Source organism: Hahella ganghwensis DSM 17046 (genome assembly GCF_000376785.1).
Lineage (GTDB): Bacteria > Pseudomonadota > Gammaproteobacteria > Pseudomonadales > Oleiphilaceae > Hahella > Hahella ganghwensis.
In genome coordinates this window covers 65,069-90,732 of sequence record NZ_AQXX01000139.1, presented here as the reverse complement: position 1 = coordinate 90,732, position 25,664 = coordinate 65,069, and the positions used below count along the sequence as shown (strand labels likewise).

Below are 25,664 nucleotides of genomic sequence, written 5' to 3'. Positions count from 1 at the left end.
CTAAAAAACCAATATGGGCATAACGCATATGTGTCGGACTGCAGTACATTTTTTCTTACTATGTTGCGCAGCCACTGGAGTTCAGGCTGGCGAAGGAAAACTTCTCGGTACACCGGGCGTGACCCAACTGGAAGGTAGCGGCGGCGGAGGCATTGTCCCCTGGGCAACCATGGCAGGTTATGCCAGCCGTGACGAAACAGCTATATCCGGCTTTGCCACTAGGGTCAATGTGGACGACTATCGCCTCAGCGTCTGGGGAGCGGCAATCAATTTATATGATCGGGTTGAAGTCAGCTTTGCCCATCAGAATTTTTACCTTAAGGGCGCCGGTTCGGAGATCCGACAGGATATTGCAGGGCTGAAAGTCCGACTTTCCGGCGATCTGGTTTACACCGATTGGCCCCAGATCAGTGCCGGAATTCAGCACAAAATGCTGGCGGATGACACCATCGCTGACGCTGTCGGCGCCAAAGATTCCAATCACGGAACAGATCTTTATGTTGTGGCCAGTAAACTCCATCTGGGTGCGATTGGCGGCTACAACGCCTTATGGAGTTTGGCCGGCAGAGCAACCAAGGCCAATCAACTGGGCCTGCTTGGTTACGGTGGTGACGACAAGGACAGCTACTCGCTCAATCTGGAAGCCTCAGTCGCTGTCTTGCTAAGCCGCCAGTGGGCACTGGGTGCCGAATACAGACAAAAACCGGACAATCTATCCTTCGCCGAGGAGCAGGACTGGATGGACCTCTTTGTCGCCTATCTTCCCAATAAACACATCAACGCTACCCTGGCCTACGCGGACCTCGGCGATATCGCCGGCGCCGACCATCAAACCGGGGTCTATCTGTCCATTACCGGGTATTTCTGGTAAGGAGATGTTCCTGTGATGACTCGCAATGCCCCAGCTATCCAAGCTTACAACTCCCTGTCGATCCTTCGCGTTATGCTGACCGGTCTGATCGGAATCATGCTCACAGCCTGCGCTCATCAACCTGCCACCCCTTCGCTCTATGATTCGCTAGGGCAAAAAACGGGGATAGAAAACATTGTGTCCAGATTGATCTATGAAATCGGGGATGATCCAACAATCCGCCCCTACTTTGAAGACTCAGACCTTGACCGTTTTCACGAAAAGCTCAGTGAACAAATCTGCGAGGTCAGCGGTGGTCCCTGCACTTACTCCGGGGACAGCATGGTAGATGTCCATACCAGGATGAACGTCAACGAAGCCGATTTTAACCGTTTGGTGGATTTACTGATTGCGGCCATGGATCATCAGAAGATTCCTCACCCAACACAGAATCGACTGCTATCAATTCTGGCGCCGATGCGAGGTGATATTATTTACCGTTAACGATGACGGTTTACCAATAGAGTGGTCGCTTACCAGTGCTGTGGCCTCATACCGATATGGTGACACTGACCATCGGCAATCCTTCGACGGAGTCAACGATTGGCTGATGCTATTGCTGGATAGACCATTCATAAGATAGCCATCACCCCGGAATAATGTCTATACTGCGTCACTTTTAATACGCTGAACTAACAATGACTTTCTCCAAGGAGCTGACAACATGGCAGGCACCAGCCTACTGGCCCTGATAGACGATATCGCCACCCTACTCGACGATGTCTCCGTAATGACCAAGGTTGCGGCTAAAAAAACTGCCGGAGTATTGGGAGATGATCTGGCACTCAACGCACAACAGGTCACCGGAGTTAAGGCCGACCGTGAACTCCCTGTTGTTTGGGCCGTCGCAAAAGGCTCTTTTAAGAATAAATTGATCCTGGTCCCGGCGGCTTTGGCCATCAGCGCCACAATCCCCTGGCTGATCACTCCCCTGCTGATGCTTGGCGGCCTGTTCCTGTGCTTCGAAGGGTTTGAGAAGCTGGCTCATAAGTTTCTCCACGACCATGGCGAGGATGAAAAACACCACAAGGAAATGGTGGAAGCCATTGCCAAACCCGAAGTGGATATGGTCGAGTTTGAGAAGAAGAAAATAAAAGGGGCCATTCGGACTGACATGATACTGTCGGCAGAGATCATCGTGATTGCTCTGGGGACAGTGCAGGAGTCGGCTTTCGGGATTCAGGTGGCAGTGGTATCCACAATCGCTCTGTTAATCACCATCGGTGTGTACGGACTGGTCGCCGGCATCGTAAAGCTGGACGACGCTGGACTTTATCTGATGCAAAACACTGGTGAGGACGGTTGGAGCAAAACGAAATTCCATATCGGCAAGTTAATTCTGGCGTTTGCGCCCAAACTGATGAAGACGCTTTCAGTCGTGGGTACCGCTGCCATGTTTCTTGTTGGAGGGGGAATTCTGATGCATGGCATTCCGGGGGCGGAAGAGATTCTTCATCACGCAGCAGAGTATGTTGCCGGACTACCCGCTGTAGGGGGAGCCATATCCTGGGTAATACCTTCTCTGATCAGCGCCGTCGGAGGGATTGTTGCAGGCGGTATCACACTAGCCGTCGTCACCCTGATCACCTCGTTTCTTCCTTCCAAAGCTGCGGACTAAAGAACGGGCATCAGGCAACGCAATTTAAGGAAGCGGTAATAACCGCTTCCTTATGGTCAACACCGGTTAACGGTTTCTCGGTTTCGCCTGATTCACTTTCAGGTTGCGCCCTTGTAAAGCCAACCCATCGAGTTTCTTGATCGCCGCTTCGGCATCAATCTGACGCTCCATTTCAACAAACCCGAACCCTTTGGATTCTGCAGTAAAGTTGTCTTTGATAATCGTTACATTAGACACGGCACCATACGCTTCAAACAAATCCTTAAGCTGATTTTCTGCAATCGTATATGCCAGGTTACCTACATATATGTTCATAATGTTTTCTCTGTCATTCGCGCGTTGTTCTGTCAGCACCATCAAAATTCAACGCACGCAATGCACTTCGAAGGTGAACGCCCCTCGGGGCAAATTCAATGCCGCCGATATTCCAGTATCCGTCCTTTGAATTGTGGGGAGATATTCTCGTCGGTCTTAATAACTGTCTGGTGCAGGGAATAGCCCAAACGCTGCATTTCTCTGCTGAAGCGCGAATGGTTTCCGCGACCGGGATCAACAATGATCACTTCACAATGTTGACTGGCATGACGCTCGATGAAATTGGAAAGAGTCAGGACGTGACCAGACTCATATAGCAGGTCACTGCCGATAATCAGATCGTACTGGCCAAGAACTGATTCCGTGTCTTCCCAGGCGGTACGGACAAAAGGTATGGTTGGCCCCTTGTTAAGCAATACATTCTCTTCGAGAAACCGCCCCGCTTCGGGATGATAATCGGTAGCGGTGATATTACCCCCGCGCTGATTGAGGACCAGGCTCGCCAATGCAATACCGCACCCCACTTCGAGAATGCGTTTTCCCTCAATGTCATAATCGACGATATAGCGGGCAAGGACTTCACCGGATGCCCAGATGACACCAAACAAAGACCAATTAGCGGATGATATTCCGAGCTTCTCGGCAACTTGACCGACATCCAGAAACTGTTGGGTATCACGCAACGACCGGATGTGGATATCGAAGTTATCAAACTCCAGGGTTTGATAACGGAGTCTTACTGACGACATATACCTCCTGCCCGATCATACGTAGCCAGCCGGGATCAGGAGAGAAAATGCCACGCAAGTGCGTTCATCCTACTCCTTATCCAGTGGATGAGCGAACTATTTCATCGGTATTGAGAAAAAATCATCTACCAACCGGTTTGAATTACGGTAAAATTCGGCAAATTTTTAGCAATTCCACGGAATATCTGATATGTCGATCACAAAAGACAAGGTTGTACAGTTTAACTACATCCTGAAAGACGCCAGCGGCGAACAGCTGGAAACCACCTATGATGACGAACCGGTCACCTATCTCCACGGACACGACAACGTCCTGGCAGGATTGGAAGAAGTGCTGGAAGGTAAGAATGCAGGTGACAAGTTTGATGTCACTCTCCCACCAGAAAAGGCTTATGGTCTGCCACAGGAAGACTCCATCAAACGCATTTCCAAGAAATACCTGAAGCATGCCGGCCGTTACAAGGTTGGCGATACTGTGCCAGTGAAATCAGATAATGGCGTACACCTGGTAACGGTCAAAAAAGTCGGTCACTCCATGGTAGATATTGACACCAATCACCCGTTCGCCGGCAAGACTCTGACCTTCGAACTTGAAGTCATGGATATCCGGGACGCAGAGCCTGAAGAGATCGAACACGGCCATGTGCACGGACCTGGCGGTCACCAGCACTGATCATCGCAACAATCTCCGGAGCAAAACTCCGGAGATTGTTTTTCACGTCAAACGTCCTGTAATTTCAGGATTTTGCCAAATCCAGATTACAGAGCATCCGATATTTCTGTCAGAATCGCCGGATCATCAATAGTCGAAGGCACCTGATACTCCTCCCCATTGGCAATCTGTCTCAAGGTTTTTCGCAGAATTTTACCGGAACGGGTCTTCGGCAGGCGGTTGACGACAATTGCCTCGTTAAAGCAGGCAATAGCACCTATCTGTTGGCGCACAGAGGCAATCAGCTCCTTCTGCAGTTCTTCCGCGACGATATTGACACCGTCTTTCAGAACCACCAACCCCATAGGTCTTTGGCCTTTGAGATCATCATTGACGGCAAATACGGCACACTCTGCCACCGCCGGGTGAGCGGCAACAATTTCCTCCATTTCGCCAGTGGACAACCGGTGCCCGGCCACGTTAATCACGTCATCGGTACGGCCCATGATGAACAGGTAACCGTCCTCATCAATATATCCGCCGTCACCGGAAACATAATAACCATCGAATGCGTTGAGATAACCTGCCCGGAACCGTTCAGGGTTGCGCCAGATCGTAGGCAGACAACCAGGAGGTAACGGCAGTTTGACCGCAACAGCCCCCTGCTCACCAGCCTGACAGGCATTGCCTTCAGCATCGAGGATTTCCACCAGAAAGCCCGGCGTGGGTTTGGTGGCTGACCCCGGTTTGGTTGGGAGTTGCTCTATTCCCACAGGATTACAGGCAATGGCCCAACCCGTTTCAGTCTGCCACCAGTGATCCAGAACAGGGAGACCGGTTTGTTCCTGCAGCCACAAGTATGTGGGAGGATCCAGCCGTTCACCGGCCAAAAACAGTTTTTGAAGGGAAGATACATCATAGTCTTTCAGTAATTTGGCATCCGGGTCTTCTTTCTTTATGGCACGGAAAGCTGTTGGCGCTGTAAACAGGGCATTAACGCCATAATCCTGAACCACTCGCCAGAAAGCACCTGCATCAGGCGTTTTTACCGGCTTACCCTCATAGAAAATTGTCGAACAACCATAAATCAGCGGGGCGTAGACAATGTATGAATGACCAACCACCCACCCGACGTCAGAGGCAGCCCAAAAAACCTGTCCTGGTTTCATGCCGTATACCACATCCATGCTGTAGTGCATCGCCACTGCATGACCGCCATTATCCCGGACAACACCTTTGGGTTTGCCCGTGGTTCCTGAGGTATAGAGGATATAAAGCGGGTCAGTCGCTTTAAGTGCCACAGGGGCAGCTGGCTCAGCCGCATTAACCAGCTCATACCAGTCAAAGTCTCTGCCTTCCACCATCTCCGCCGCTACCTGAGGCCGCTGCAGAATAATGCAGGCATCCGGTTTATGAGTCGCCTGCTCAATGGCGGAATCCAGTAGCGGCTTGTAAGGAATGACTTTGGACACCTCAACACCACAGGAAGCTGAGAGTATCAGTTTGGGCTCTGCATCATCTATCCGAACCGCCAGCTCATTGGCGGCAAAACCTCCGAACACGACGGAATGAATCGCGCCAATCCTCGCGCAGGCCAGCATGGCAACAGCTGCCTCAGGCACCATGGGCATATAGATAACCACCCGGTCACCTTTCTCTACACCTTTCGCTTTGAGAGCTCCAGCAAAAGTCGCCACCGCATCACGCAGTTGCGAGTAGGTATATGAGCTTTTGGTATCGGTTACAGGCGAATCATAATACATCGCCACCTGTGCGCCCCGACCTTGTTCAATCTGATAGTCCAGCGCCAGATAGCTGGTATTCAGTTCTCCATCGGCATACCAACGATAAAACCCTTCTTTGTCCTGCGACACACCCTCTTCGGGTGACCGGTACCATTGAATGCGTTGACTTTGGGACAACCAGAACTGGTTGGAATCTGACAGAAAGTCCTGCACAGCATCCTGGTACGACGCGTAATCCGGATAGCTGGCATGTCTGGATGAATTGTGGGTGGGCTGCTCGGCGGACAGCGTCGCGCCGTCGTTGTGTACGACTGTGTTGTGCATGTTTCGACCCTTTTATTGTTTTTTAAGGTTAATTATTGCGCACCTATCAGTGTTAGTTTCTCCACATGCAAAAGAAATTAGACCTTGGGTGAATTCTGCTCAAAAACCAGAATTGACTTGATCCTGATCAACTTTGATCCCACAGGACACTCCAATGGCAGCGCAAAACAGCCGCCTCAGATTCCCGCACAGCCAGTAGTCCTGTGGCTATACGGGCGTCCTGTCAGATCTGCAAGAGTCTAGCGATTCACATCTACCAACAGACGACCACGAACCTTACCACTGAGAATCTTTTCCCCGTACTCCACAACTTCAGATAAACCGATCTCCTCCACCAGCTCACCGAGACGTTCTGCTTTCCATTCCTGACTCAGGGCTTCCCAGGCACGCAGCCTTTTCGGCATTGGGCAATAAACGCTATCCACACCAATTAGCCGAACGCCACGCAAAATAAACGGAGCTACCGACGCAGGAAAGTCCATTCCCTGGGCCAAACCACAGGCCGTCACCACCCCGCCATATCGAGTCGTGGCACAGACGTTGGCTAGCGTATGACTGCCGGCCACATCCACAGCTCCCGCCCAACGCTCTTTGCCTAACGGACGACCCGGCTCACTCAACACGCTACGGTCCATGACTTCAGTTGCCCCGAGTGACTTCAGATAGGCTGTTTCAGATTCCACTCTGCCGGTACTGGCCACGACGGAATACCCCCTTTGTGCCAGCAGAAACAACGCGATACTGCCAACACCTCCTGCCGCCCCTGTCACCAATATTTCCCCGGCATCCGGCATCACACCCTGCTCTTCCAGTGCCTGTACACACAGCATGGCGGTATAACCGGCAGTTCCGATGATCATCGTCTGACGCGATGCCATTCCTTCCGGCACCTGAAATAGCCACTTGGCCGGCACTTTGGCTTTTTGCGCCAATCCTCCCCAATGAACTTCCCCAACCCCCCAGCCATTCAGGAGTACTTTGTCACCAACCTTGAACTCATCGGATTGGCTATCAGACACCGTGCCTACAAAATCGATGCCGGCCACCATAGGAAACTTGCGGACCACTGGACTTTTGCCAGTAATGGCCAATCCATCTTTATAGTTCAGAGTGGAGTATTCCACATCAACAGTGACCTCCCCCTCCGGTAGCGAAGCTTCATCAATATCCGCCAGGCCGGCACTGTAGGTATCATCGTCTTTATTGATCAGTAAACCTCGAAACATGACATCACCTTTATTTAGACCGATCGTCTAATTAATGAGTTAAAAAAAACCGGATATTGCTCCGGGTATTCACGCTCAGTTCAACGCTTGACAACCATGCCGTCACAGGTCCTATGGCGTCTTATCAGGCCTGATCAGACTGTTAATAAAATAGTCACCAAACTGCTTCATCGGTTGAGTATCCAGTTTCATACGCGCTCTGAGTACCGCCCCTTCCCAACCAGTCCAGAAGCAGGCCGCCAGGATATCAGCATCCGCTTGTTCATCCAGCTCCCCGGCCTCAATAGACTGGCTCAGACACTTGGCCAGGCGCTGCTCCCAATCACGCATGGTGGCGTCAATTTCTTCTCTGAGAACTGCTGGTAATAGTGGCATTTCCTGTCCCATGGTACCCAGCAGGCAACCCCTGCGAAAATCGTGTTTCTGCATCCACACACAGGCACCGTCTATAAAATTCTGAAGACGCCGCATAGGACTGTATTGTTCATCCTTGAAGTAGCCATCGAGGAGTCTGGCAAAAGACTGGCCGTAGGCATTCAGCACAGCTTCCAGGAAGGCGTCTTTATTGGAAAAATAATGATAAAAAGACCCCTTGGGCACCCCGGCTCTCTTCAGAACCTGGTCAATACCGGTGGCGGTGGCTCCCTTCTCAGTCAGCAACACCATTCCCTCCCGGATAATAGATTCACGGGTCGCCTCGGGATTGCTTGATCCAGCCGGAGGACGCCCTCTGCGCCGTGTTCCCTGAGGAACTTTTGTAGATGAGAAGGTTAACGTCATGCAAAGAATATTAGACCGACCGTCTAATTCTTTCAATCAGGTAAATCGCTTCATCAGAAATCGCCATAATCAGACAAGAGCGATACTGAGAATTCCCAGCAGGATGAATACAGCACAGGCAGTCCAACGCATCAGGTGCATTGGTAACCTCTGCATGATCCAGTTGCCGGCAAGTACCACCGGAACATTGGCAATCAACATTCCCAGGGTGGTTCCCAGGGTCACGAGTAATAAGCTTTGATACTGGGCAGCAAGAACGACCGTTGCCACCTGAGTCTTGTCACCAATTTCGGCCAGGAAAAACAACACCGTCGTTGCGACGAAAGCACCATAACGATCAAGAGATCCAGAAGCCCCTTCATCCTTATCGGGAATCAACACCCAGAGACCAACAAGGATAAAGCTTCCGCCGATCAACCAGTGTTCCCAGCCATCCGGGACAAATTGCATCGCCCAGACTCCCAGCCAGGCAGAAACGGCATGGTTGATCAGAGTGGCAACAAGAATCCCCAGGATAATCGCATAGCGATGTGCAAACCTGGCAGCAAGAAAGAGAGAGAGGAGTTGGGTTTTATCGCCGATTTCCGCGATAGCGACGGCAAGAGTGGAACTGAAAAGGGCTTCCATTAAATAACCTCAGGTGGGAATCAAACCAAAGACAAACGCCACTGCCCACCTAGACCAGTGCCACTTGTCTCAAGTCTCATCAATCCTCTTTCAATGAAAGCAGGACGTCTGCACCATGAACATTGAGGTTCAAGTTTGTTGATACAGACTCCGGTCATTTGTTGCCCGGCTGATTACTCCCTCAAGAGCCAGCGCACTTTACCATTAAAATCAGAAAGTCATCAATACTGGGATCTTAACAATAGTGATCAGTATTAACTTCATCAACATCATAATCCGGCATTAAATCAATGCCTGTACACAGTGGTATAAGAACAATTTTATCTATAAGTTCTTCACCGATAGCATCACTGATGTATTATCGTCCTCTGGTCTCCCGGTCCCCTCTTGCTGAATCTCAGGTCTGTCAAAGGAAATGCTCGAATCACATCTTTTTTGGTTTCTCGCTGCAGTGGCTTTGTTTACAGGGTTTGTAAAAGCTGGCGTTCCAGCACTCGGAGCATTGATATCAGCAACAGTTGCCCTGATGTTTCCACCGAAGGACGCTTTGGGGATTACCTTATTGTATTTGCTGACCGGAGACCTGGTGGCAGTGAGTCTCTATTGGCGACAGGCACACTGGCAAGAGCTGAGAAAGATGATGCCGACCATACTGGCCGGTATCGTGGCCGGCGCAGGTATCCTGCTGCTGTTGGATAACAATAGTCTGGGGCCTGTCATTGGTATATTGATACTGATGCTGGTCAGTCTGGAACCTTTTCGCCCCAGGATTACACAATGGGCGCTGGATCATCCTGGAAAGGTCAGAGGAGCATCAGGCGTTCTTGCCGGTATTACAACAACGGTCGGCAATGCCGCAGGCCCTATAATCTCTCTTTACCTGCTTCTGCTGAAGATCGACAAGCACGGATTCGTCGGCACTTCCGCCATATTTTTCTTCTGTGTGAACTTGACCAAGATACCTGTTTACGGGGCATTGGGCATTTTCAAGGACTACTACCTGCTCACCTACCTGAGCACCATTCCGCTGGTTCTGATTGGCGCTTACGCAGGTAAACGATTTCTTAAATGGATCCCACAACTATGGTTTAACCGGGTGATTCTGATCTTTACCGCGCTGGCCGGATTAACACTCGTAGTGCGGCCGTTACTATAAGATAGCGGCATACGTGCGTTGTCATGAGGCCGTTGCCTTGAGACCACTAACCGGACGATATGGTGGCCAGTGCAGCTCTCACCGGATACCCAGAAGGCCCACCATAAACGGGATATAGAACAAGGCGATCATTGTGCTGACCAGCGTCAGCAAAGCGACCCTCTGTGGATGTATGTTGAGCAACGCTGCAATCACGACAGAATTGGCCGCCAGAGGCGTAATAGACACCAGTAATATGGAAGCATGTATCTGACTGCTGTACGCCTGGAAAAACCAGGTATCCAGACTCACCAGAATAACCGCCAGTATGGGCCAGCTGACGAATTTCCCAAACATGACCAGTAATGAAAAATTCAGGCTTGCCGCCTCCACCTTCAGGCGGGATATCCCCACCCCGATGATCATCATCCCCAAGACTGTATAGGCGCCGCGTATGTTCTCTACCAGAGGCCCAAACAGTTCAGGGATATCCTGGTTCGAAAGATTCAGAGCCAGCCCCGCCAGGAAGCCATACAGAGACGGTAAGCGAAGCACTTTGAAGAAGCTTTCGCGCGCAGAATAACGGCCATTGGCGGCCCAATAGAATCCCAGGGAGTTTTCATATAAGGTCACCCCCAGCATGGCGATGATATACAGCCCAACCTGATCGGCGGGAAACAGGATCAAGGCAACTGGAATCCCAAAATAACCTGTATTGCCGGTTCCCACTAACAGCGCCAGGATATTGGCCCGACTATCCCCCAGCACCCGCTTGCCCAGATAAAGAAAAGCACCACCATTAAGTGCACTCAATCCCCACATCCATAGCGGGACAAGAATCACTGCCGGGGAAATCTCTGCCTGAACCGTGCCCGTGAATATCACGATCGGGGTAATGATATAGATCATCAGTCCGGCAAAGTGACGGCTCTCAACCTCAAGAAAACGACCACCAATGAACCCCAGCCCTATCAAAAGATAAAGCGGAATGAGCTGTACCAGTAAGGTGAAGAATACATCCATCGGGGTAGGCCAGACTCACTGCAGAGCAAGATATACCCAGATAACTGCCAACGGGACCATTAACAGCAGCGGCAGAAAACGGGCGGCAAAATCCAGCTGGTCAGTATAGGACTGACGCACAATATCCGTAATTCCCGGCTCCCAGAGCTTCCCTCCCTTGGGGTGCTGTTCTTTAGGCTGTGCCGTGATTCTGGTTTCAGCCAGTATGCCACTGGCAATAAACGCCTTGGAAATCTGATTACCATTCGCCACATCCGCGGCAACGCCCTGATAACGCTGCCTCAACCAGCTGATAGGTTCTGACTTGGCACAGACTTTCAGGGACCGGGACAAATCCATACCTCCCTGAATACAGAGCCCCAGGTTCAACAGATACTGATATACGCTGCGAGCCACCACCAATGAACGGAATTGCGGCAGTCTGGCTGCCAGTCTCCAGAACCTGGAATCCGGGGCCACCCAACCACCCATTGCCGGTGAGGCCGCAAGTACTCCCACTATCAAGAGTAATACCAAAGTCCCCACTCCATACCATAACGACGTGGATACAGGGGATAGAACATAGGCCAGATAGCCTCCGGTAAAAGACAGGATTCCCCAGAGTCCCGCTGTCCAGCGCATTAGACGTCCCGTGGGCTGACCAATCATCACGTAATATTCACAGAGTCTGGCAAACACTTCTTCAATTTTCAGGGTTGCCAGACCAAATTGAATAAATCTCAGCTCCCAAGCCAGAAACAAAGGAGCCTCTTTCATATGTTCCAGAAGCGGCTTATCAGGTTGCTCACGCACGGCGTTAGCCAGGCCGGCCAGTGATTTGGCAAAGCAATCCGGCGAGATATCGGCCACGTTATCAAAAATTTCGGGAAACTTGTCCCCGTTATGCAAGGCTTGGCCAAGATTGGCAAACAACACGGCCCGGTTACTGGCCAGGTAGGAAGAGTATGACATTAAAACAAACGAATCCTGTTCTGCAGGTTAACTGCAAAACAGTATAGAGACGAGACACAAAAAAGAAAGGCGCCTTTACACGCCTTTCTTTATCAGTCGGTATCCAGATCGGTTGAATCTGACATATCGGACATGGCAAACGCCATTCCAGTCGTGTAAGCAACACGCCGTGTACCGATATGCTTCAGATATTTCAGCCAGACTTTTTCATGCTCAGTCAGAACGGGCTCTTCTCCGTTCATAGCCTTGACGAAACGGGCTTCTGCGTCAGTGCTGGGGTCACGATTACCATTGGTCAGCTCCTGATAGGCAAAGCCGTTACGCTCAATCAACTCAGCTTCTTTCCTGGCAAAAATACCGGACCGGGCCAAGCCCCGGGGAAAGTTTTTGTTGTCGTAAAAAACTTTACTGCTGGCAAAGTCTTTCTGGTTCATAACAAGGCTCCTCATCCGTCTAGCAAGAAGCAAAAATCTTACAAACCTGAAACACCGGGAGGCCATAGGCTACGAGGCTTCCACCGGTTTTCAGACGACCTAAATATGACCATAGTCTATTTGGCGCGATTATGTGCAAACATCAGGGTCAGCACAACAAAAAAAAACGCAAAAATGTGAAAAAATTGTGGTTTTTGCGAGATGCTATGAATTTCGTCTTACGATTGGATGACAATAGAGCAGATTTTGAGGAATGTCTGGCGCAGGAATGAGGATAGTGTATGTCGTTATAAAGAAGCCTGTGTAACCACTACCCTTCCATCACCACAGCCATGACATCAGAGTCCACACGCACTTTCTTAATGACGTCCAGCTTGGACAAACGACGTTTCATATCATGCAGGGTTAATCTTTCAAAGATCTCATTAACGGTCTGATTGATCACCGACCAATTTGCATGAACAGTACAAGCCTGCATGACGTCGCACAGGCGGTCTTCATCACAGCAGTCGGTCAGTGCGACACCACCTTCCAGCGAGCGAATGACTTTGGCGAGACTGATATGATGTGCTGGAAAAGCCAGACAATAGCCCCCTTTGACGCCACGCTCAGAGCGAACCACACCACCATCTACCAGCTGTTTCATGACCTTCCTGACGGTTGGAATTGCCAGATTGGTCTGTTCTGCCACCTGGTCCAATTTCACCAGCTCCCCTCCCGGGTCTGCCAGGGATGAGGCAATGAGCAATCCGTAATCGGCTAGTCGGGCCAGTCGTAACATAGGATAGTTCTCTGATCATTTTAGGTTTCTGGAAGCTTGAAGCCCTTTGATTCTAACGCGTTTCCCGATTGATTACCAATTTGGTATTGATTTAAACGGGCGGTTTAAGTACCCTAGCAACCAACTCAAGAATTATGAAAAAACTCTGACTCAGAGCGGGACGACAACTTGTTGAACCACCCATGATGATCACCAGATTCAAGATGACAGTGAACACAGGAGTGGAAAAGGATCGTCAGGCAATGACTCGGAGTATTGCTGTGACTTCGGATTATTGATCTTAGCGGGATTTATTGATCCGGGCAGCAAACTGAATGTTGTGAATGTCTTTGTTTTTGCCTGTCGGAAGCAAAGCTGACAAGTGTGAATCAAACCGTTATCCGCAAGTGGAGTAAACCCATGGCCACCCCGGAAAATTCCGTCGACCAATACATCAAGCGCGAGTACGAAGCCGGCTTTATTACCGACATCGAAAGCGATGCGCTCGATCCAGGTCTGAATGAAGACGTTATCCGCTTCATCTCTGCCAAGAAAAACGAGCCTGAGTTCATGTTGAACTGGCGCCTGAAGGCCTATCGTGAATGGCAACAGATGGAAGAGCCGGAGTGGGCGCACGTTCACTATCCCAAGATTGATTACAACGATATCATCTATTACTCCGCGCCCAAATCCCAAAAAGACGGCCCCAAGAGTCTGGACGAAGTTGATCCGGAACTGCTGAAGACCTACGAAAAACTGGGTATCCCATTGCATGAGCGTGCTGCTCTGGCAGGGGTTGCCGTCGATGCTGTATTCGACAGTGTATCGGTTGCCACCACCTTTAAAGAAAAACTCGCTGACGCCGGCGTGATTTTCTGCTCCATTTCTGAAGCCGTTCAGAATCATCCGGAGCTAGTGGAAAAGTACCTGGGTAGTGTGGTTCCCACCCGGGATAATTTTTTCGCCTCACTAAACTCCGCTGTTTTTAGCGACGGGTCCTTCGTATACGTGCCCAAGGGTGTTCGCTGCCCAATGGAGCTTTCGACTTATTTCCGTATCAACGCTGCCAAAACCGGCCAGTTCGAGCGGACTCTGATCATCGCGGACGAAGGTAGCTATGTCAGCTATCTGGAAGGCTGCACTGCGCCAATGCGCGACGAAAACCAGCTGCATGCCGCGGTTGTCGAATTGGTGGCACTGGAAGGGGCGGAAATCAAGTATTCCACCGTTCAGAACTGGTACCCGGGTGATGAAGAAGGTCGTGGCGGTATCTACAACTTCGTCACCAAGCGCGGCCTCTGCGCCGGGGCTCATTCCAAGATTTCCTGGACCCAGGTCGAGACGGGCTCAGCCATCACCTGGAAATACCCGAGCGTTATTCTCAGAGGCGACCACAGTGTGGGCGAGTTCTATTCCGTGGCCCTGACCAATAATATGCAGCAGGCAGATACTGGTACCAAGATGATCCACATGGGGAAAAACACCAGGAGTACGATCATCTCTAAAGGCATTTCAGCCGGACGAAGCGATGCTAGCTATCGTGGTCTGGTACGTGTTGGCCCCAAAGCCGAAAATGCCCGCAACTACACCCAGTGTGACAGCCTGCTGATCGGTTCCAAGTGTGGAGCCCATACCTTCCCCTATATCGAAAGCAAAAACAACAGTGCCGTCGTTGAACACGAGGCCACTACTTCCAAAGTCAGTGATGAACAGTTGTTTCTATGCCGCCAAAGGGGCATTGATGCAGAACGTGCCGTTTCCATGATCGTCAACGGCTTCTGCAAAGAGGTATTCAAAGAATTGCCGATGGAGTTTGCGGTAGAAGCCGGCAAACTTCTGGAAGTCAGCCTGGAGGGCTCGGTGGGATAACCCTGCCCGGCCTGAAAGAATTAGCAACAAAGTTTTGAATTCAGACTGAAAAGCGTTGCCGACGGCTCAGATACAGGCAGCGAACAAAGATAACGGGATCAAATATGTTAAGCATCAAGAACCTTTACGCACGAGTCGAAGACAAGGACATTCTCAAGGGATTGACCCTGGAAGTGAAACCCGGCGAGGTTCACGCCATTATGGGCCCAAACGGTTCCGGTAAGAGCACCCTGACCCATGTACTGTCAGGTCGCGATGGTTATGAAGTGACCGAAGGGGAAGTCAGTTACTTCGGTAAAGACCTGCTGGAACTGGAGCCTGAAGACCGCGCCCGTGAAGGTATTTTCCTGGCTTTTCAATATCCCGTAGAAATTCCAGGCGTCAGCAATATTCAGTTCCTGCGCACCGCCATGAACAGCATTCGCAAATATCGTGGGGAAGAAGAACTGGATGCCGCTTCATTTCTGAAACTGGCCCGCCAGAAAATCGGCATGGTCAATCTGGACCCCGACTTCCTGAAGCGTGGAGTCAACGAAGGATTCTCCGGCGGCGAAAAGAAACGTAATGAGATCATGCAGATGCTGATGCTGGAGCCGAAACTGGCTTTGCTTGATGAAACAGATTCCGGTCTGGACATTGACGCGCTGCAAACCGTTGCCAACGGTGTCAATGCACTGCGTAGCCCTGACCGTGCCGTCATTCTCGTCACGCACTATCAGCGCCTGCTGAACTATATTGTGCCGGACTATGTACATGTTCTGGCCAATGGACGCATTGTGAAATCCGGAGGTCGCGAGCTGGCTCTGGAACTGGAAGAAAAAGGCTATGGCTGGCTGAACATTGATGATGAGAAGAGCGTGGCCTGATTCCGTGTAACACGAATCACCCGGAACACGGATTAGACTGAACAGATACAGGTTAGATATGTCAACGCGCACCAATCCTTATCAAGAATTCCACCAGGACTGCTTCAATGCAGCCAAAGCCTGGGGAGACCAACTTCCTGAGGGCCTGCATTGGCTGAATGCCGAGCGTCAACTGGGGCTGGAACAGTTCGAACAAATACAGTTACCGACTCGTAAAACTGAAAACTGGAAGTACACCCCGATAGCGTCGATTGTCCAGGGCAATGTCCTGCAATTAAAAAGTGCGGCGGATTCAGCCCAGGTTTCTGGTATCGACGGTGATTTTTACACGATTACCCTGTTGAACGGCGAACTGCAGTCAACACCGGAGATTCAGGATCCCGCATTACAGCTAGTCCCGTTTGCCAATGCCACAGCAGACCAGCAAAACCTGATCAAAGCCCATCTCAACAAGACATTCGGTATTCAGGATCATCCGTTTGCTGCATTGAATGCCAGCACACTCCAGGACGGCGTGCTGATTCATATCAAGGCCGACAGCAAACCACTGAAACCAATACAGATTGTTCACGCCAACGGCAGCCAGGATGAAGGCTTCTCAAGCCATAATCGGGTACTGATCGTGGTTGAGCAGGGCGCCAAAGGTACCGTGCTGGAAACCTTCCTGGATACAGCAGGCAAAGTGCAGATGCGCAACGTCATCACGGAAGTATTTTTGGCAGATAACAGTCACCTGACCCATTACGCTCTGAACTCCGAAAGTGCCCAGCACATTCATACCGGCGCAGTTTTCGTGGAGCAGCAGGCAGGCAGCCAGTTTATAGAACACAACTATGCCACCGGCAGCGCTCTGAAGCGCCGGGATATCCAGATCAAACTGCTCGGCCCGCAGGCTGACTGCAAACTCTTCGGTGCCTATCTGATCGGCGGCCAGTCACACGTGGATTACCACACCGCTATCGATCATGTTGCTCCGCATTGCACCAGTGAAGAGGTTTTCAAAGGCATTATCACAGACCAGGGGAAGGCGGTATTCAATGGCCGCATCCATATCCACCGGGATGCCCAGCAGTCCAATGCCAATATGAGCAATAAGAATCTGCTGCTCACCAACACGGCCGAAGTCAATACCAAGCCTGAACTGGAAATCTACGCTGACGATGTCAAGTGTGCTCACGGAGCGACTGTCGGACAATTGGATGAAATGTCCCTTTACTACTTCCAGACCCGCGGCATTTCCAAGGCTGATGCGAACCGGATGCTGAGCCATGCGTTTATCGAAACAGTACTGAACGAAATGGATATCGACACTGTTCATGCCCATGTCCAGCAGTCCGCGGAAGAGTTTTATCAACATTGCCAGGACGGCGCTAAATAGCAGGCAGGCCGGGAGAAAACAGATGACTCAGGCAATTAAGCGGCCTTTTGATGTAAACGCAATTCGAGATGACTTTCCTATCCTGAATCAACAGGTGAACGGTCACCCACTGGTTTATTTTGACAATGCCGCCACCTCTCAGAAGCCTGAGGTGGTGATTGAGGCCATGAACCGCTACTACCGAGAAACCAACTCAAACGTTCATCGCGGAGCACACGCTCTGAGCGACCGGGCGACGGGTGAGTTCGAAGCAGCGCGAGATCAGGTACGCAAATTCCTGAATGCTCCTTCTCGGGAAGAGATTATCTGGGTACGTGGTACCACCGAAGGCATCAATCTGGTCGCCCAGAGCTATGGTCGATCCAACCTCAAGACCGGTGATGAGATCATTGTCAGCCAACTGGAACACCACTCCAATATTGTTCCCTGGCAGATACTGGCACAACAAACTGGTGCCAACCTGAAAGTCATCCCTATCAATGAGCAGGTAGAGCTCGATATGGCGGCCTTCAAATCGCTGTTGACCGAAAACACCAGGATTGTGGCGGTTAATCATGCCTCCAATGCCATGGGGACCATTAATCCGATCAAGGAAATCACCCGCCTTGCTCATGAAGCAGGAGCCATCGTTGTGGTTGATGGCGCCCAGGGCGCCCCTCACTTGGAAGTGGATGTGCAGGATCTGGACTGTGATTTCTATGCATTTTCAGGCCACAAAGTATTCGGACCCACCGGTATCGGGGCACTTTATGGCCGCAAAGAGCTTCTCGACGCCATGCCGCCCTACCAGTCCGGCGGCGAAATGATCGAAAGAGTTTCGTTCAGTGGCACCACCTTTAACGAGCTGCCTTTCAAATTCGAAGCAGGCACCCCCGCCATCGCGGAATCCATTGGCTTGGGCGCCGCATTGAACTATCTGGAGCAGTTCGATAAAGCACAGCTCAAGGCCCATGAAGACCAGTTACTGCAAACCGCCCTGAAGCTTTCTGCCGATGTTGTCGGACTCAAGCTGATCGGCAAAGCTCCTGACAAGGTTTCGGTCTTTTCATTTGTGGTAGACGGATTGCACCCAAGCGATATGGGAACATTGCTGGACCAACAAGGTATAGCAGTACGCACAGGGCATCACTGTGCACAGCCTCTGATGGAATATCTGGGCATACCCGGCACCAGCAGAGCGTCCTTTGCGTTTTACAACACTGTAGACGAGGTTGAAAAACTGTTCGCCGCCCTACAGAAGATAGTAAAGCTATTTCGCTGATTGATTTGGGAATGAAAGAAACAGCAGGAGATGCACTTAGTATGAGCGCGCAAACCTTTACACCAGAAGTGGGAGTGCGTATTACCCCGTCCGCGGCGGCCCACATTCGCAAACAGATTGATAAGGCGCCGGGAGCAGAAGGGTTTCGTATTGCCCTGAAACCCAGCGGCTGTTCCGGCTACATGTATGTCGTGGACCTGGTTACCCAGCCTGGGGAAGACGATCGCAAATTTATTGTCGACGGTGATATACCGATTTATGTCGACGCCAAGAGCCTGCCTCTGCTCAATGGAACGGAAATCGATTTTGTTAAAGAGGGCCTGAACTCCATGTTCAGATTTAATAACCCCAATGCCGAATCCGAATGTGGATGCGGTGAGAGTATATCCATCCGACAGGAAGCCTGATTTCATCAGATTCCCTGGTAACTGGTTTTATTTATTCGATAGACTCTTTTTCGGCATACTTTTTTCTTGAGATAAAGGCAAAACATGGAACGCGAAGTCGTCCTTACCAAACGCGAATGTCCAGCCCGACTGGTGCCAGCCGGGACCGAGATCACGATCCCGTCTGACACCTTTGTGACGATTACCCAAGCTCTGGGGGGCTCATTCACGGTAGTCGTAAATGGCAACCTTGCCAGGGTGGAAGGCAAAGACGCGGATGCTCTGGGCAAGGATACCGCCGACTTCAATTTCGATGACGTCAAAGACGGAGAGATCAATGAGCGGCATGTCTGGGAAGCGTTAAAAGCGGTTTTCGATCCGGAGATTCCCGTGAATATTGTCGACCTGGGACTGGTTTACAACGTCTCCATCGGCAAGGACGGTGATAATAATCACGTTTATATCGAAATGACGTTGACCGCCCCCGGGTGTGGAATGGGTCCGGTCATTGCGGATGACGTCAAATTCAAGGTCAGCCGGGTTCCCAATGTCGACAGCGTGAATGTTGAACTGGTCTTTGATCCTCCCTGGAACAACGATATGCTGAGCGAAGAAGCCAAACTGGAACTGGGAATGCTTTAGCTCTGTCATTCCAAGAATTCGCATTTCCAGAACACTCTGAGAAGAACCCCCCATTAACCGAATTGACACAGAGAAACAGATACTTCAATGACTGCCGTAGCTGACATCACTATTTTCAAGTCCAACCCACTGGGTACCGATACCACCCTGGAAGAAGTGAAAGAAAACTTTGAGTTTCTCGATGACTGGGAAGACCGCTACGGCTACGTTATCGACCTGGGGAAAAAAGCGCCGGCCATGCCTGAAGAGCATCGCACCGAGGAAAACTATATCCATGGCTGCCAAAGCCAAGTCTGGTTTGTGCATTATTTCGATAAAGAGCACAACAAACTGTATGTTCTGGTAGACAGCGACGCGATGATTGTCAGGGGCCTGGCAGCTGTAGTCATGATTGCCTTTAACAGCCGATCTCCCCAGGACATTGCTCAATTCGACATGGATGCCCTGTTTCAGGACCTGGACTTATTAAAGCACCTGAGCCCTACCCGCGGTAACGGCTTGCGAGCAATGGTAAAGAAAATTCAGGATACCGCACGTCAGTGCGCGCAAGCCTGAACAGATTCGGGACTAGCGCTACAACGGTTTTAGTCGGGATAAATACTAGAGTGGCTTTATTCTGGGTGTGCCGGAATATGATCTACAGCGATTTTCGCAAGTTGGGCCAGACAGCATTTTTATGGCTTTTGGCCTCATGATTTTTTGACGCAGCAACCCGATTTCCACCGGCCGCCCTAGCCCTTTCCAGCGCCTGATTCGCCCGTTTGATCACCTCATTCATGTTTTCCTGGCTCTGCTTTTCCGCGCAGCCAATGCTGATGGTGAAGTTTGATCGATAGCTCCTCGGTTTGATGTCTTCGACGGCCTGCCGAATTCTTTCTGCCAGGATGACCGCCCCATTCAGCTCAGTCGAAGGCAGGCAAATGATGAACTTACCACTCCCGTAGCGGCCAAAAATATCCACTTCCCTTATTACATTGGTGACTGACTGAGCCAACACAGACATGGCTTCCTGTCCGGCCTCCGGCCCGTGATCATCATATATGCGTCGAAAATGATCTCCGTCAAGCATCAGAAAACTGATGGCTTCCTTGTATCTCTCACAATGTTTTACCATGCGAGAGGCTTCCTGCTCGTTGTAAGGCCACTCCAGAGCATGGGTTGTGTGATCGTGTATGGTCGCATCCTTGAGCCTGAGTTGCACCGTTCTCAACTTCCAGGCCATTGCTGAAATAATCAGCAGCAGAACAATACTGGCCCAGAGAAACGGAGAAGTAATCAAGCTTTCACTCATATTTTGGGGAGGCCCCTAAACTATCATGTCTTTCAAGGTTTTAGTTTAGACTATGCAACACAAATCGCCTCCCGGACTGCATCTCAATGATGAGTCAGACACATTGGCTATATATGAAGTCACAATTTCTCAACTATACTTTTTCAAAAAAGTTCGGGCCATAAAACATAAGCCGTATACACACCACAGGCGTGATAGATGAACCGTAAGACTGACCTCTCCGAGGCAATTCAGTATCTTAAGCAGACGCTCCCTGAAATGAGCAAGCGTAAGATTCCCACTACCCCGGAAAACTACGCTGTCTGGTACGAATATACCGTTGGTAAGAACCTGGGGTTGAAGTCTCACGTATATGAGTTGGATAAAAAGCAGTCCGAGTATACCGATGAAGTCAACGCTGAGCTCTACGAGAAGTACATCCTATGCAGCAGTGAACAGGCTGAAATCAATAAACTCAAGGACAGTGTCCGCAAGATAATCACTGAACTCTTGGACAACCTTGCCGATGAGGGCGAGCAACTGTCTGACTTTTCCAAAACACTGCAACAGTTTTCAGCCCAGATCCAGCATGTATCGACTTCCGACGGGCTGCAGGAAATGATCAAAGAGCTTTTGACGGAGACCCGTAAACGGGAACATGCGACCCACAACCTGCAGCAGACTGTCTGCAGCATGGCCAATGATATCAAGGACCTTCGCCAGGAAATGGAGCGCCTGAATGAAGAAGCGAACACCGACTCGCTGACCCGGGTCAAAAATCGCCGGGCCTTTGATATAGCGTTGGATAAAGCTGTTCACCTAAGCGCTCAGGAACAGGCACCTTTATCTGTCATCCTGATTGATATTGATTGCTTCAAACAATTTAACGATCAGTTTGGTCATTCTATCGGGGATAAAGTATTGCGCTACGTTGCCTCCAGTCTGACTCAGTGTGTCAGAGGCAGCGACGACGTTGCCCGGGTAGGTGGAGAGGAATTTGCCATTCTATTGCCTGATACAAGCTACGAAGGTGCCATGTCTGTGGCAGAAAACTGTCGGCTGAAAATTTCCAAACAGCCACTTTCGGACAGCAAAGAAAACAAGAAACTGGGCTCTCTGACAATTTCCGCTGGCGTAGGCAGCTACCAATCGCGGGAAAGCATTGAGGATTTGATGCGACGCGCAGACGCATGCCTTTATCAGTCCAAGAGAAACGGCAGAAATAAGGTTACCGGCGAAAAAGAACTCGAAGGCAACCTGTCTGAGGACTTTACCTGGATATAGCCAAGCCCTTTCCCCTTCTCTTTCCTGTCTCGGATCTGTTCTAGCCGGGCAAGTGATCTTTGATAATTTCGTAGATCTGGGGACGATTACGGGCAATCTCGTCCGCGCTCAAGCCTTCCAGTGAGTGTGGATATTTGAGCCAGGCTTCCGTTTCATGAATAAAATAATCAGGAACACGACCGGTCTGGTTACGACTGGGTTTGTAGTAAGGCACGGCAACCCGGATATCCTCAGGCGTGTTCAATCTAGCCCGCTTACGCAACTCATCGATAATGGCTTCTATTGAGCGCCCGGTATCAAAAACATCATCCACGATTAACAGTCGGTCATGGCTTTGCACGTTCTTGACCAGATAATTGAGCCCAAACACTTTGACCTGGCGGCTTTGCTGGTCAATGCCGCTGTAGGAAGAGGTACGAATGGCGATATTGTCAGTTGTGATACCGTGGAAGTCGAGAAACTCCTGTACCGCAGTGCCGATGGGAGCCCCTCCCCGCCAGATGGCCAGCATAAACGTGGGTCGAAAGCCACTGCTGATAATTTTTGCCGCCAGACGATAGGAATCTTCCAATAGCCCTTGTGCTGTCAGGTACTGTTTTTCGCTCATACGTGGTTACACATCTTCTCAATAACATTATCCGGGCCTTACGGCCCAACACTTAAATGGGACCTGCCACCTTAATCGCATATTGTAATCGCATCGGGTGGCGGGAAGGCAAATCCGGCGGTATATTACTGCGCCCGGACCCTGCTTCAATGTCGCATTTTTTTTGCAATCCGGTATATTCACTCTCTAATTCGACTTTGGCAACCATATGGCTATGAAAAAACGCTATCTTGATGAAGAATCACTCATTCTCGATGCATTCCGCCTGGGCGTGAAAATATTCGAGAGCGGATTCCGCCCCACTTTCATCGTCGGGTTATGGCGGGGTGGCAGCTCCATCGGTATTTATGTTCAGGAGTGTCTGCAGACCCTTGGCGTGGAAACGGACCATATCGCCCTGAGAACCTCCTACCGGGGACAACCCTACTATCACAACATGGTTGCCTCTCCGAACACGGAAATCCGTGTACACGGCACCCAGTACCTGCTGGAAAACCTCAATGCAGATGATGGCCTGCTGATCGTTGACGATGTTTTCAGTACCGGCCTGAATATCAAAGCGGTAGTGGATAAACTGGAACGCAACTGTAAGCGCAACATGCCAAAAGAAGTCCATATTGCAACATTGTGGGAAAGGCCCGCGTTCAACAAAACCACCCTGAAGCCTGACTATTGCCTCCACACCACGGATGACTGGCTGGTATTCCCATACGAGCTTAATGGCCTTTCGCTGGAAGAAATCAAACAGAACAAACCCTACGTCCTGCCAATTCTGGAAGAATGCCAAAAAAGCTCCTGATCGGGGCTTTTTTTCCATCCGGAAATTTCTTTCATCCTGATTGCATCCAAACCCGGTCTCTCTGACGTCTTAATGATTGAATACTTCAATTATTGTGAGGAGAGATATCGTGAACTTTAAACCCATCGCCACTATTCTACTGTCTATGAGCCTTGCCGCCTGCGCTTATACCGGAGGCAATACTCCTGTGAATTCCCACGAAACCTCTGCCGGCACCGTACTGACAACCCCTGAAGGCAAAACACTCTACACCTTTGATAAAGACCGTGATGGTCAGTCCAACTGTTATGGTGAATGTGCCGCCAAATGGCCTCCCTATCTGGCAGGTCAGGATGCACAACCGGGTGGAGACTACAGCATCATTGTCCGTAAAGACGGAAGCCAACAATGGGCTCACAAAGGATCACCGCTGTATACCTGGTTTAAGGATACAGGACCCGGTGACGCTGCAGGCAATGGCCGAGGCGGTGTCTGGCACGTAATTCCGTACGAAACCCCGAAACGTCAAGGCGGATATGGCGGAGGCGGCAGTTACTGATTCCGGTCTTGTGCCAGCCCACTCCCCCGATATTGTTCTTGAGGGGTAGATAAACCTTGTAGTAGACAAGTATGATGCGTACCTGGATCTGCTGCACCGCCAGCAGATCCCCATTGTACTTATCCACGTTTAGGGCAGGGATAACACTGAAGGCAGAAATCGACCCAAGAGCAAGAAGACAGGAAACGACTGAGGTTCCACTGTTTGGAGATCTGGATGATCTTTTCCGGCGCATTGCCCTGTCAGACAGAAAAGCCTTTGAGGCTCTTTACCACAAGACTTCCGGCAAACTCATGGCCGTCATTGACAGGATTCTAAGAGACCCCCATGAAAGCGCCGACGTGCTGCAGGAAGTTTTTGTCAAAGTCTGGCATCAGGCGCAAACCTATGCAGGAACGGGTTCTGCCTGGGGATGGCTGACGGTCATGGCACGTAATGCTGCGTTGGACCGGCTGAGAAGCCTGCAACGCAAACCGGAAGATACCAGGGAAGACACGGATCTTCTGTTACAGACAATGTCCGACAACCTGAGCTGCCCCGCTGACAGCCATGGACTGCAGCAATGCCTGTCACAGCTGTCGCCGGATGCCCGTGAAGCCATATTGCTGTCTTATGTTCACGGATACAGTCACAGTGATTTGAGTACCAAAATGCAAAAACCTTTAGGCACCCTGAAAGCCTGGATCAGAAGAGGTCTGCTGGAGTTAAAGAAATGTCTGAGTGCGTAAGATATAAAAACCCGGAGGTCTGCGACCACCTGGCTGCACAATATGTTGCCGGGCATATGACTCCGTTGGTACAAAAGCGCATGGAAACATTGCTCAGGGTCACGCCTCAGCTCCGACAAGCCGTTGCGGACTGGTCCGACAGCTTATCCCCGCTACAGGCGGATTTACCTTCTATGCAGCCTCCAGCTCAAACCCTGGAGAATTTGCAGAAACGCCTTTTCCAGGAGACTTCGCGGGAGTCACACAGATCAGCAACCGAAAGCCGGTCTTTCTCGCCTTCTAACATGATCTGGAAGTGGCTGGGACTTGGCAGTGCCCTGGCCAGCCTGATGCTCCTGGTATTTGTTGTTACCCAGCCTGCCGGCACAGAGTGGAAAGCGCGGGGCGCTGATTATCTGGCTCCCATGCAGGCAATGACCAATGCTGATGACGTTGTTTTCGTCATCAGCGGTTACCAGGGCACAGCGTCCGGCAAATCATTCCTGACATTGCAGTGGTCAAAACAGGCCGACCCGGCTCCCGAGCAGGAATTACATCTATGGGCAGAAGACAGTGAGACCCACGCCTACACCTACCTGGGTGCACTCCCGGAACCAGGAAGTTCTTGGTCTTTATCCAAACCCGGATGGAAAGCTTTGACACAGAGCAGCCGATTACTGGTGAATACGAACTCTTCGCAGCTTGATCCCAACCGATTGGTGTTCCAAGGCCCCTGCCTGCAGCTGAAAGAGTGGTCACAGACCTGATCCCAGACGCTCCCGGATCAACCCGGGAGCCAGTCGACACA

29 protein-coding genes are annotated in these 25,664 nt (G+C 50.8%); 17 read left to right on the top strand and 12 right to left on the bottom strand.

Going from position 1 to position 25,664, the window contains the following annotated elements; all coding sequences use genetic code 11:
- Positions 1–28: 28 nt before the first annotated feature.
- From F566_RS0126515 to F566_RS0126505, 3 genes are all read left to right on the top strand, one after another.
- Positions 29–871, top strand: a complete 843-nt coding sequence (locus tag F566_RS0126515) for a DUF3034 family protein (RefSeq protein ID WP_051085435.1) — start codon at positions 29–31, stop codon at positions 869–871.
- 15 nt (positions 872–886) lie between these two features.
- The gene (locus tag F566_RS0126510) at positions 887–1,354 is read left to right on the top strand and encodes a group I truncated hemoglobin (RefSeq protein WP_020410072.1); all 468 of its coding nucleotides are present in this window, start codon (positions 887–889) and stop codon (positions 1,352–1,354) included.
- A gap of 220 nt (positions 1,355–1,574) precedes the next feature.
- The gene (locus tag F566_RS0126505; RefSeq protein WP_020410071.1) at positions 1,575–2,528 is read left to right on the top strand and encodes a DUF808 domain-containing protein; all 954 of its coding nucleotides are present in this window, start codon (positions 1,575–1,577) and stop codon (positions 2,526–2,528) included.
- A 66-nt stretch (positions 2,529–2,594) separates the two neighbouring features.
- Here F566_RS0126505 and F566_RS0126500 read toward each other — a convergent pair whose 3' ends face one another.
- Positions 2,595–2,843, bottom strand: a complete 249-nt coding sequence (locus tag F566_RS0126500) for an RNA recognition motif domain-containing protein (protein WP_026180335.1) — start codon at positions 2,841–2,843, stop codon at positions 2,595–2,597.
- A 95-nt stretch (positions 2,844–2,938) separates the two neighbouring features.
- Complete coding sequence (locus F566_RS0126495; RefSeq protein ID WP_020410069.1) at positions 2,939–3,592, bottom strand: class I SAM-dependent methyltransferase; 654 nt, start codon at positions 3,590–3,592, stop codon at positions 2,939–2,941.
- Between the two features lie 190 nt (positions 3,593–3,782).
- Between F566_RS0126495 and F566_RS0126490 the strand changes: the two genes are divergently transcribed.
- Positions 3,783–4,265: an FKBP-type peptidyl-prolyl cis-trans isomerase gene (locus F566_RS0126490; protein WP_020410068.1), complete on the top strand. Its 483-nt coding sequence runs from the start codon at positions 3,783–3,785 to the stop codon at positions 4,263–4,265.
- Between the two features lie 86 nt (positions 4,266–4,351).
- Here F566_RS0126490 and F566_RS0126485 read toward each other — a convergent pair whose 3' ends face one another.
- The 4 genes from F566_RS0126485 to F566_RS0126465 all read right to left on the bottom strand — a co-directional run bounded on the left by F566_RS0126485 (position 4,352) and on the right by F566_RS0126465 (position 8,946).
- Positions 4,352–6,313 (bottom strand): propionyl-CoA synthetase, encoded by a 1,962-nt coding sequence (locus tag F566_RS0126485; RefSeq protein WP_020410067.1) that lies wholly within the window; start codon positions 6,311–6,313, stop codon positions 4,352–4,354.
- Positions 6,314–6,552: 239 nt separating this feature from the next.
- Positions 6,553–7,539 carry an acrylyl-CoA reductase (NADPH) gene (gene acuI, locus F566_RS0126475; protein WP_020410065.1) on the bottom strand — a complete coding sequence of 329 codons (987 nt, stop codon included), beginning with the start codon at positions 7,537–7,539 and terminating at the stop codon, positions 6,553–6,555.
- A gap of 111 nt (positions 7,540–7,650) precedes the next feature.
- Complete coding sequence (gene acuR, locus F566_RS0126470; protein ID WP_157497111.1) at positions 7,651–8,319, bottom strand: acrylate utilization transcriptional regulator AcuR; 669 nt, start codon at positions 8,317–8,319, stop codon at positions 7,651–7,653.
- A 69-nt stretch (positions 8,320–8,388) separates the two neighbouring features.
- The gene (locus tag F566_RS0126465; RefSeq protein WP_020410063.1) at positions 8,389–8,946 is read right to left on the bottom strand and encodes a TMEM165/GDT1 family protein; all 558 of its coding nucleotides are present in this window, start codon (positions 8,944–8,946) and stop codon (positions 8,389–8,391) included.
- 415 nt (positions 8,947–9,361) lie between these two features.
- Between F566_RS0126465 and F566_RS0126460 the strand changes: the two genes are divergently transcribed.
- Entirely contained in the window at positions 9,362–10,102 is a 741-nt protein-coding gene (locus F566_RS0126460) for a sulfite exporter TauE/SafE family protein (protein WP_020410062.1), read from the top strand.
- 78 nt (positions 10,103–10,180) lie between these two features.
- On the opposite strand, the gene F566_RS0126455 is transcribed toward F566_RS0126460, so the two are convergent.
- The 4 genes from F566_RS0126455 to F566_RS0126435 all read right to left on the bottom strand — a co-directional run bounded on the left by F566_RS0126455 (position 10,181) and on the right by F566_RS0126435 (position 13,270).
- Positions 10,181–11,104 (bottom strand): AEC family transporter, encoded by a 924-nt coding sequence (locus F566_RS0126455; protein WP_020410061.1) that lies wholly within the window; start codon positions 11,102–11,104, stop codon positions 10,181–10,183.
- A gap of 15 nt (positions 11,105–11,119) precedes the next feature.
- Positions 11,120–12,055: a type II secretion system F family protein gene (locus tag F566_RS0126450; RefSeq protein ID WP_020410060.1), complete on the bottom strand. Its 936-nt coding sequence runs from the start codon at positions 12,053–12,055 to the stop codon at positions 11,120–11,122.
- A 92-nt stretch (positions 12,056–12,147) separates the two neighbouring features.
- Positions 12,148–12,489 carry a MaoP family protein gene (locus F566_RS0126445; RefSeq protein ID WP_020410059.1) on the bottom strand — a complete coding sequence of 114 codons (342 nt, stop codon included), beginning with the start codon at positions 12,487–12,489 and terminating at the stop codon, positions 12,148–12,150.
- Between the two features lie 310 nt (positions 12,490–12,799).
- Complete coding sequence (locus F566_RS0126435; protein ID WP_020410057.1) at positions 12,800–13,270, bottom strand: SUF system Fe-S cluster assembly regulator; 471 nt, start codon at positions 13,268–13,270, stop codon at positions 12,800–12,802.
- A 399-nt stretch (positions 13,271–13,669) separates the two neighbouring features.
- On the opposite strand from F566_RS0126435, the gene sufB reads away from it, so the two are divergent.
- The 7 genes from sufB (at position 13,670) to F566_RS0126400 (ending at position 20,206) form a co-directional block, all read left to right on the top strand.
- Positions 13,670–15,118, top strand: a complete 1,449-nt coding sequence (gene sufB, locus F566_RS0126430) for a Fe-S cluster assembly protein SufB (protein WP_020410056.1) — start codon at positions 13,670–13,672, stop codon at positions 15,116–15,118.
- A gap of 104 nt (positions 15,119–15,222) precedes the next feature.
- Positions 15,223–15,984 carry a Fe-S cluster assembly ATPase SufC gene (gene sufC / locus F566_RS0126425; protein ID WP_020410055.1) on the top strand — a complete coding sequence of 254 codons (762 nt, stop codon included), beginning with the start codon at positions 15,223–15,225 and terminating at the stop codon, positions 15,982–15,984.
- A 58-nt stretch (positions 15,985–16,042) separates the two neighbouring features.
- Positions 16,043–17,362: a Fe-S cluster assembly protein SufD gene (gene sufD / locus F566_RS0126420; RefSeq protein WP_020410054.1), complete on the top strand. Its 1,320-nt coding sequence runs from the start codon at positions 16,043–16,045 to the stop codon at positions 17,360–17,362.
- Between the two features lie 22 nt (positions 17,363–17,384).
- Positions 17,385–18,623, top strand: a complete 1,239-nt coding sequence (locus tag F566_RS0126415) for an aminotransferase class V-fold PLP-dependent enzyme (protein ID WP_020410053.1) — start codon at positions 17,385–17,387, stop codon at positions 18,621–18,623.
- Positions 18,624–18,664: 41 nt separating this feature from the next.
- Positions 18,665–19,030, top strand: coding sequence for a HesB/IscA family protein (locus F566_RS0126410; protein WP_026180333.1), 366 nt, complete (start codon positions 18,665–18,667; stop codon positions 19,028–19,030).
- Positions 19,031–19,114: 84 nt separating this feature from the next.
- Complete coding sequence (sufT, locus tag F566_RS0126405) at positions 19,115–19,651, top strand: putative Fe-S cluster assembly protein SufT (protein WP_020410051.1); 537 nt, start codon at positions 19,115–19,117, stop codon at positions 19,649–19,651.
- 87 nt (positions 19,652–19,738) lie between these two features.
- On the top strand, positions 19,739–20,206 hold the full coding sequence (locus F566_RS0126400) for a SufE family protein (protein WP_020410050.1): 468 nt from the start codon (positions 19,739–19,741) through the stop codon (positions 20,204–20,206).
- Positions 20,207–20,288: 82 nt separating this feature from the next.
- Here the strand turns inward: F566_RS0126400 and F566_RS34210 are convergent, their stop codons facing one another.
- Complete coding sequence (locus F566_RS34210) at positions 20,289–20,942, bottom strand: GGDEF domain-containing protein (protein ID WP_020410049.1); 654 nt, start codon at positions 20,940–20,942, stop codon at positions 20,289–20,291.
- Positions 20,943–21,140: 198 nt separating this feature from the next.
- Here F566_RS34210 and F566_RS34205 point away from each other — a divergent pair, with 198 nt between their 5' ends.
- On the top strand, positions 21,141–22,205 hold the full coding sequence (locus F566_RS34205; RefSeq protein WP_020410048.1) for a diguanylate cyclase: 1,065 nt from the start codon (positions 21,141–21,143) through the stop codon (positions 22,203–22,205).
- Positions 22,206–22,245: 40 nt separating this feature from the next.
- On the opposite strand, the gene F566_RS0126385 is transcribed toward F566_RS34205, so the two are convergent.
- Positions 22,246–22,812 carry a phosphoribosyltransferase gene (locus F566_RS0126385; protein WP_020410047.1) on the bottom strand — a complete coding sequence of 189 codons (567 nt, stop codon included), beginning with the start codon at positions 22,810–22,812 and terminating at the stop codon, positions 22,246–22,248.
- Between the two features lie 208 nt (positions 22,813–23,020).
- On the opposite strand from F566_RS0126385, the gene F566_RS0126375 reads away from it, so the two are divergent.
- From F566_RS0126375 to F566_RS0126360, 4 genes are all read left to right on the top strand, one after another.
- Positions 23,021–23,611, top strand: coding sequence for a phosphoribosyltransferase (locus tag F566_RS0126375; protein WP_020410045.1), 591 nt, complete (start codon positions 23,021–23,023; stop codon positions 23,609–23,611).
- A gap of 109 nt (positions 23,612–23,720) precedes the next feature.
- Positions 23,721–24,149, top strand: a complete 429-nt coding sequence (locus F566_RS34200) for a COG4315 family predicted lipoprotein (protein WP_020410044.1) — start codon at positions 23,721–23,723, stop codon at positions 24,147–24,149.
- A 71-nt stretch (positions 24,150–24,220) separates the two neighbouring features.
- The gene (locus F566_RS0126365; protein ID WP_020410043.1) at positions 24,221–24,877 is read left to right on the top strand and encodes an RNA polymerase sigma factor; all 657 of its coding nucleotides are present in this window, start codon (positions 24,221–24,223) and stop codon (positions 24,875–24,877) included.
- The gene (locus tag F566_RS0126360) at positions 24,862–25,623 is read left to right on the top strand and encodes a hypothetical protein (protein WP_020410042.1); all 762 of its coding nucleotides are present in this window, start codon (positions 24,862–24,864) and stop codon (positions 25,621–25,623) included. The genes F566_RS0126365 and F566_RS0126360 overlap by 16 nt, the downstream gene beginning before the upstream one ends.
- Positions 25,624–25,664: the final 41 nt, after the last annotated feature.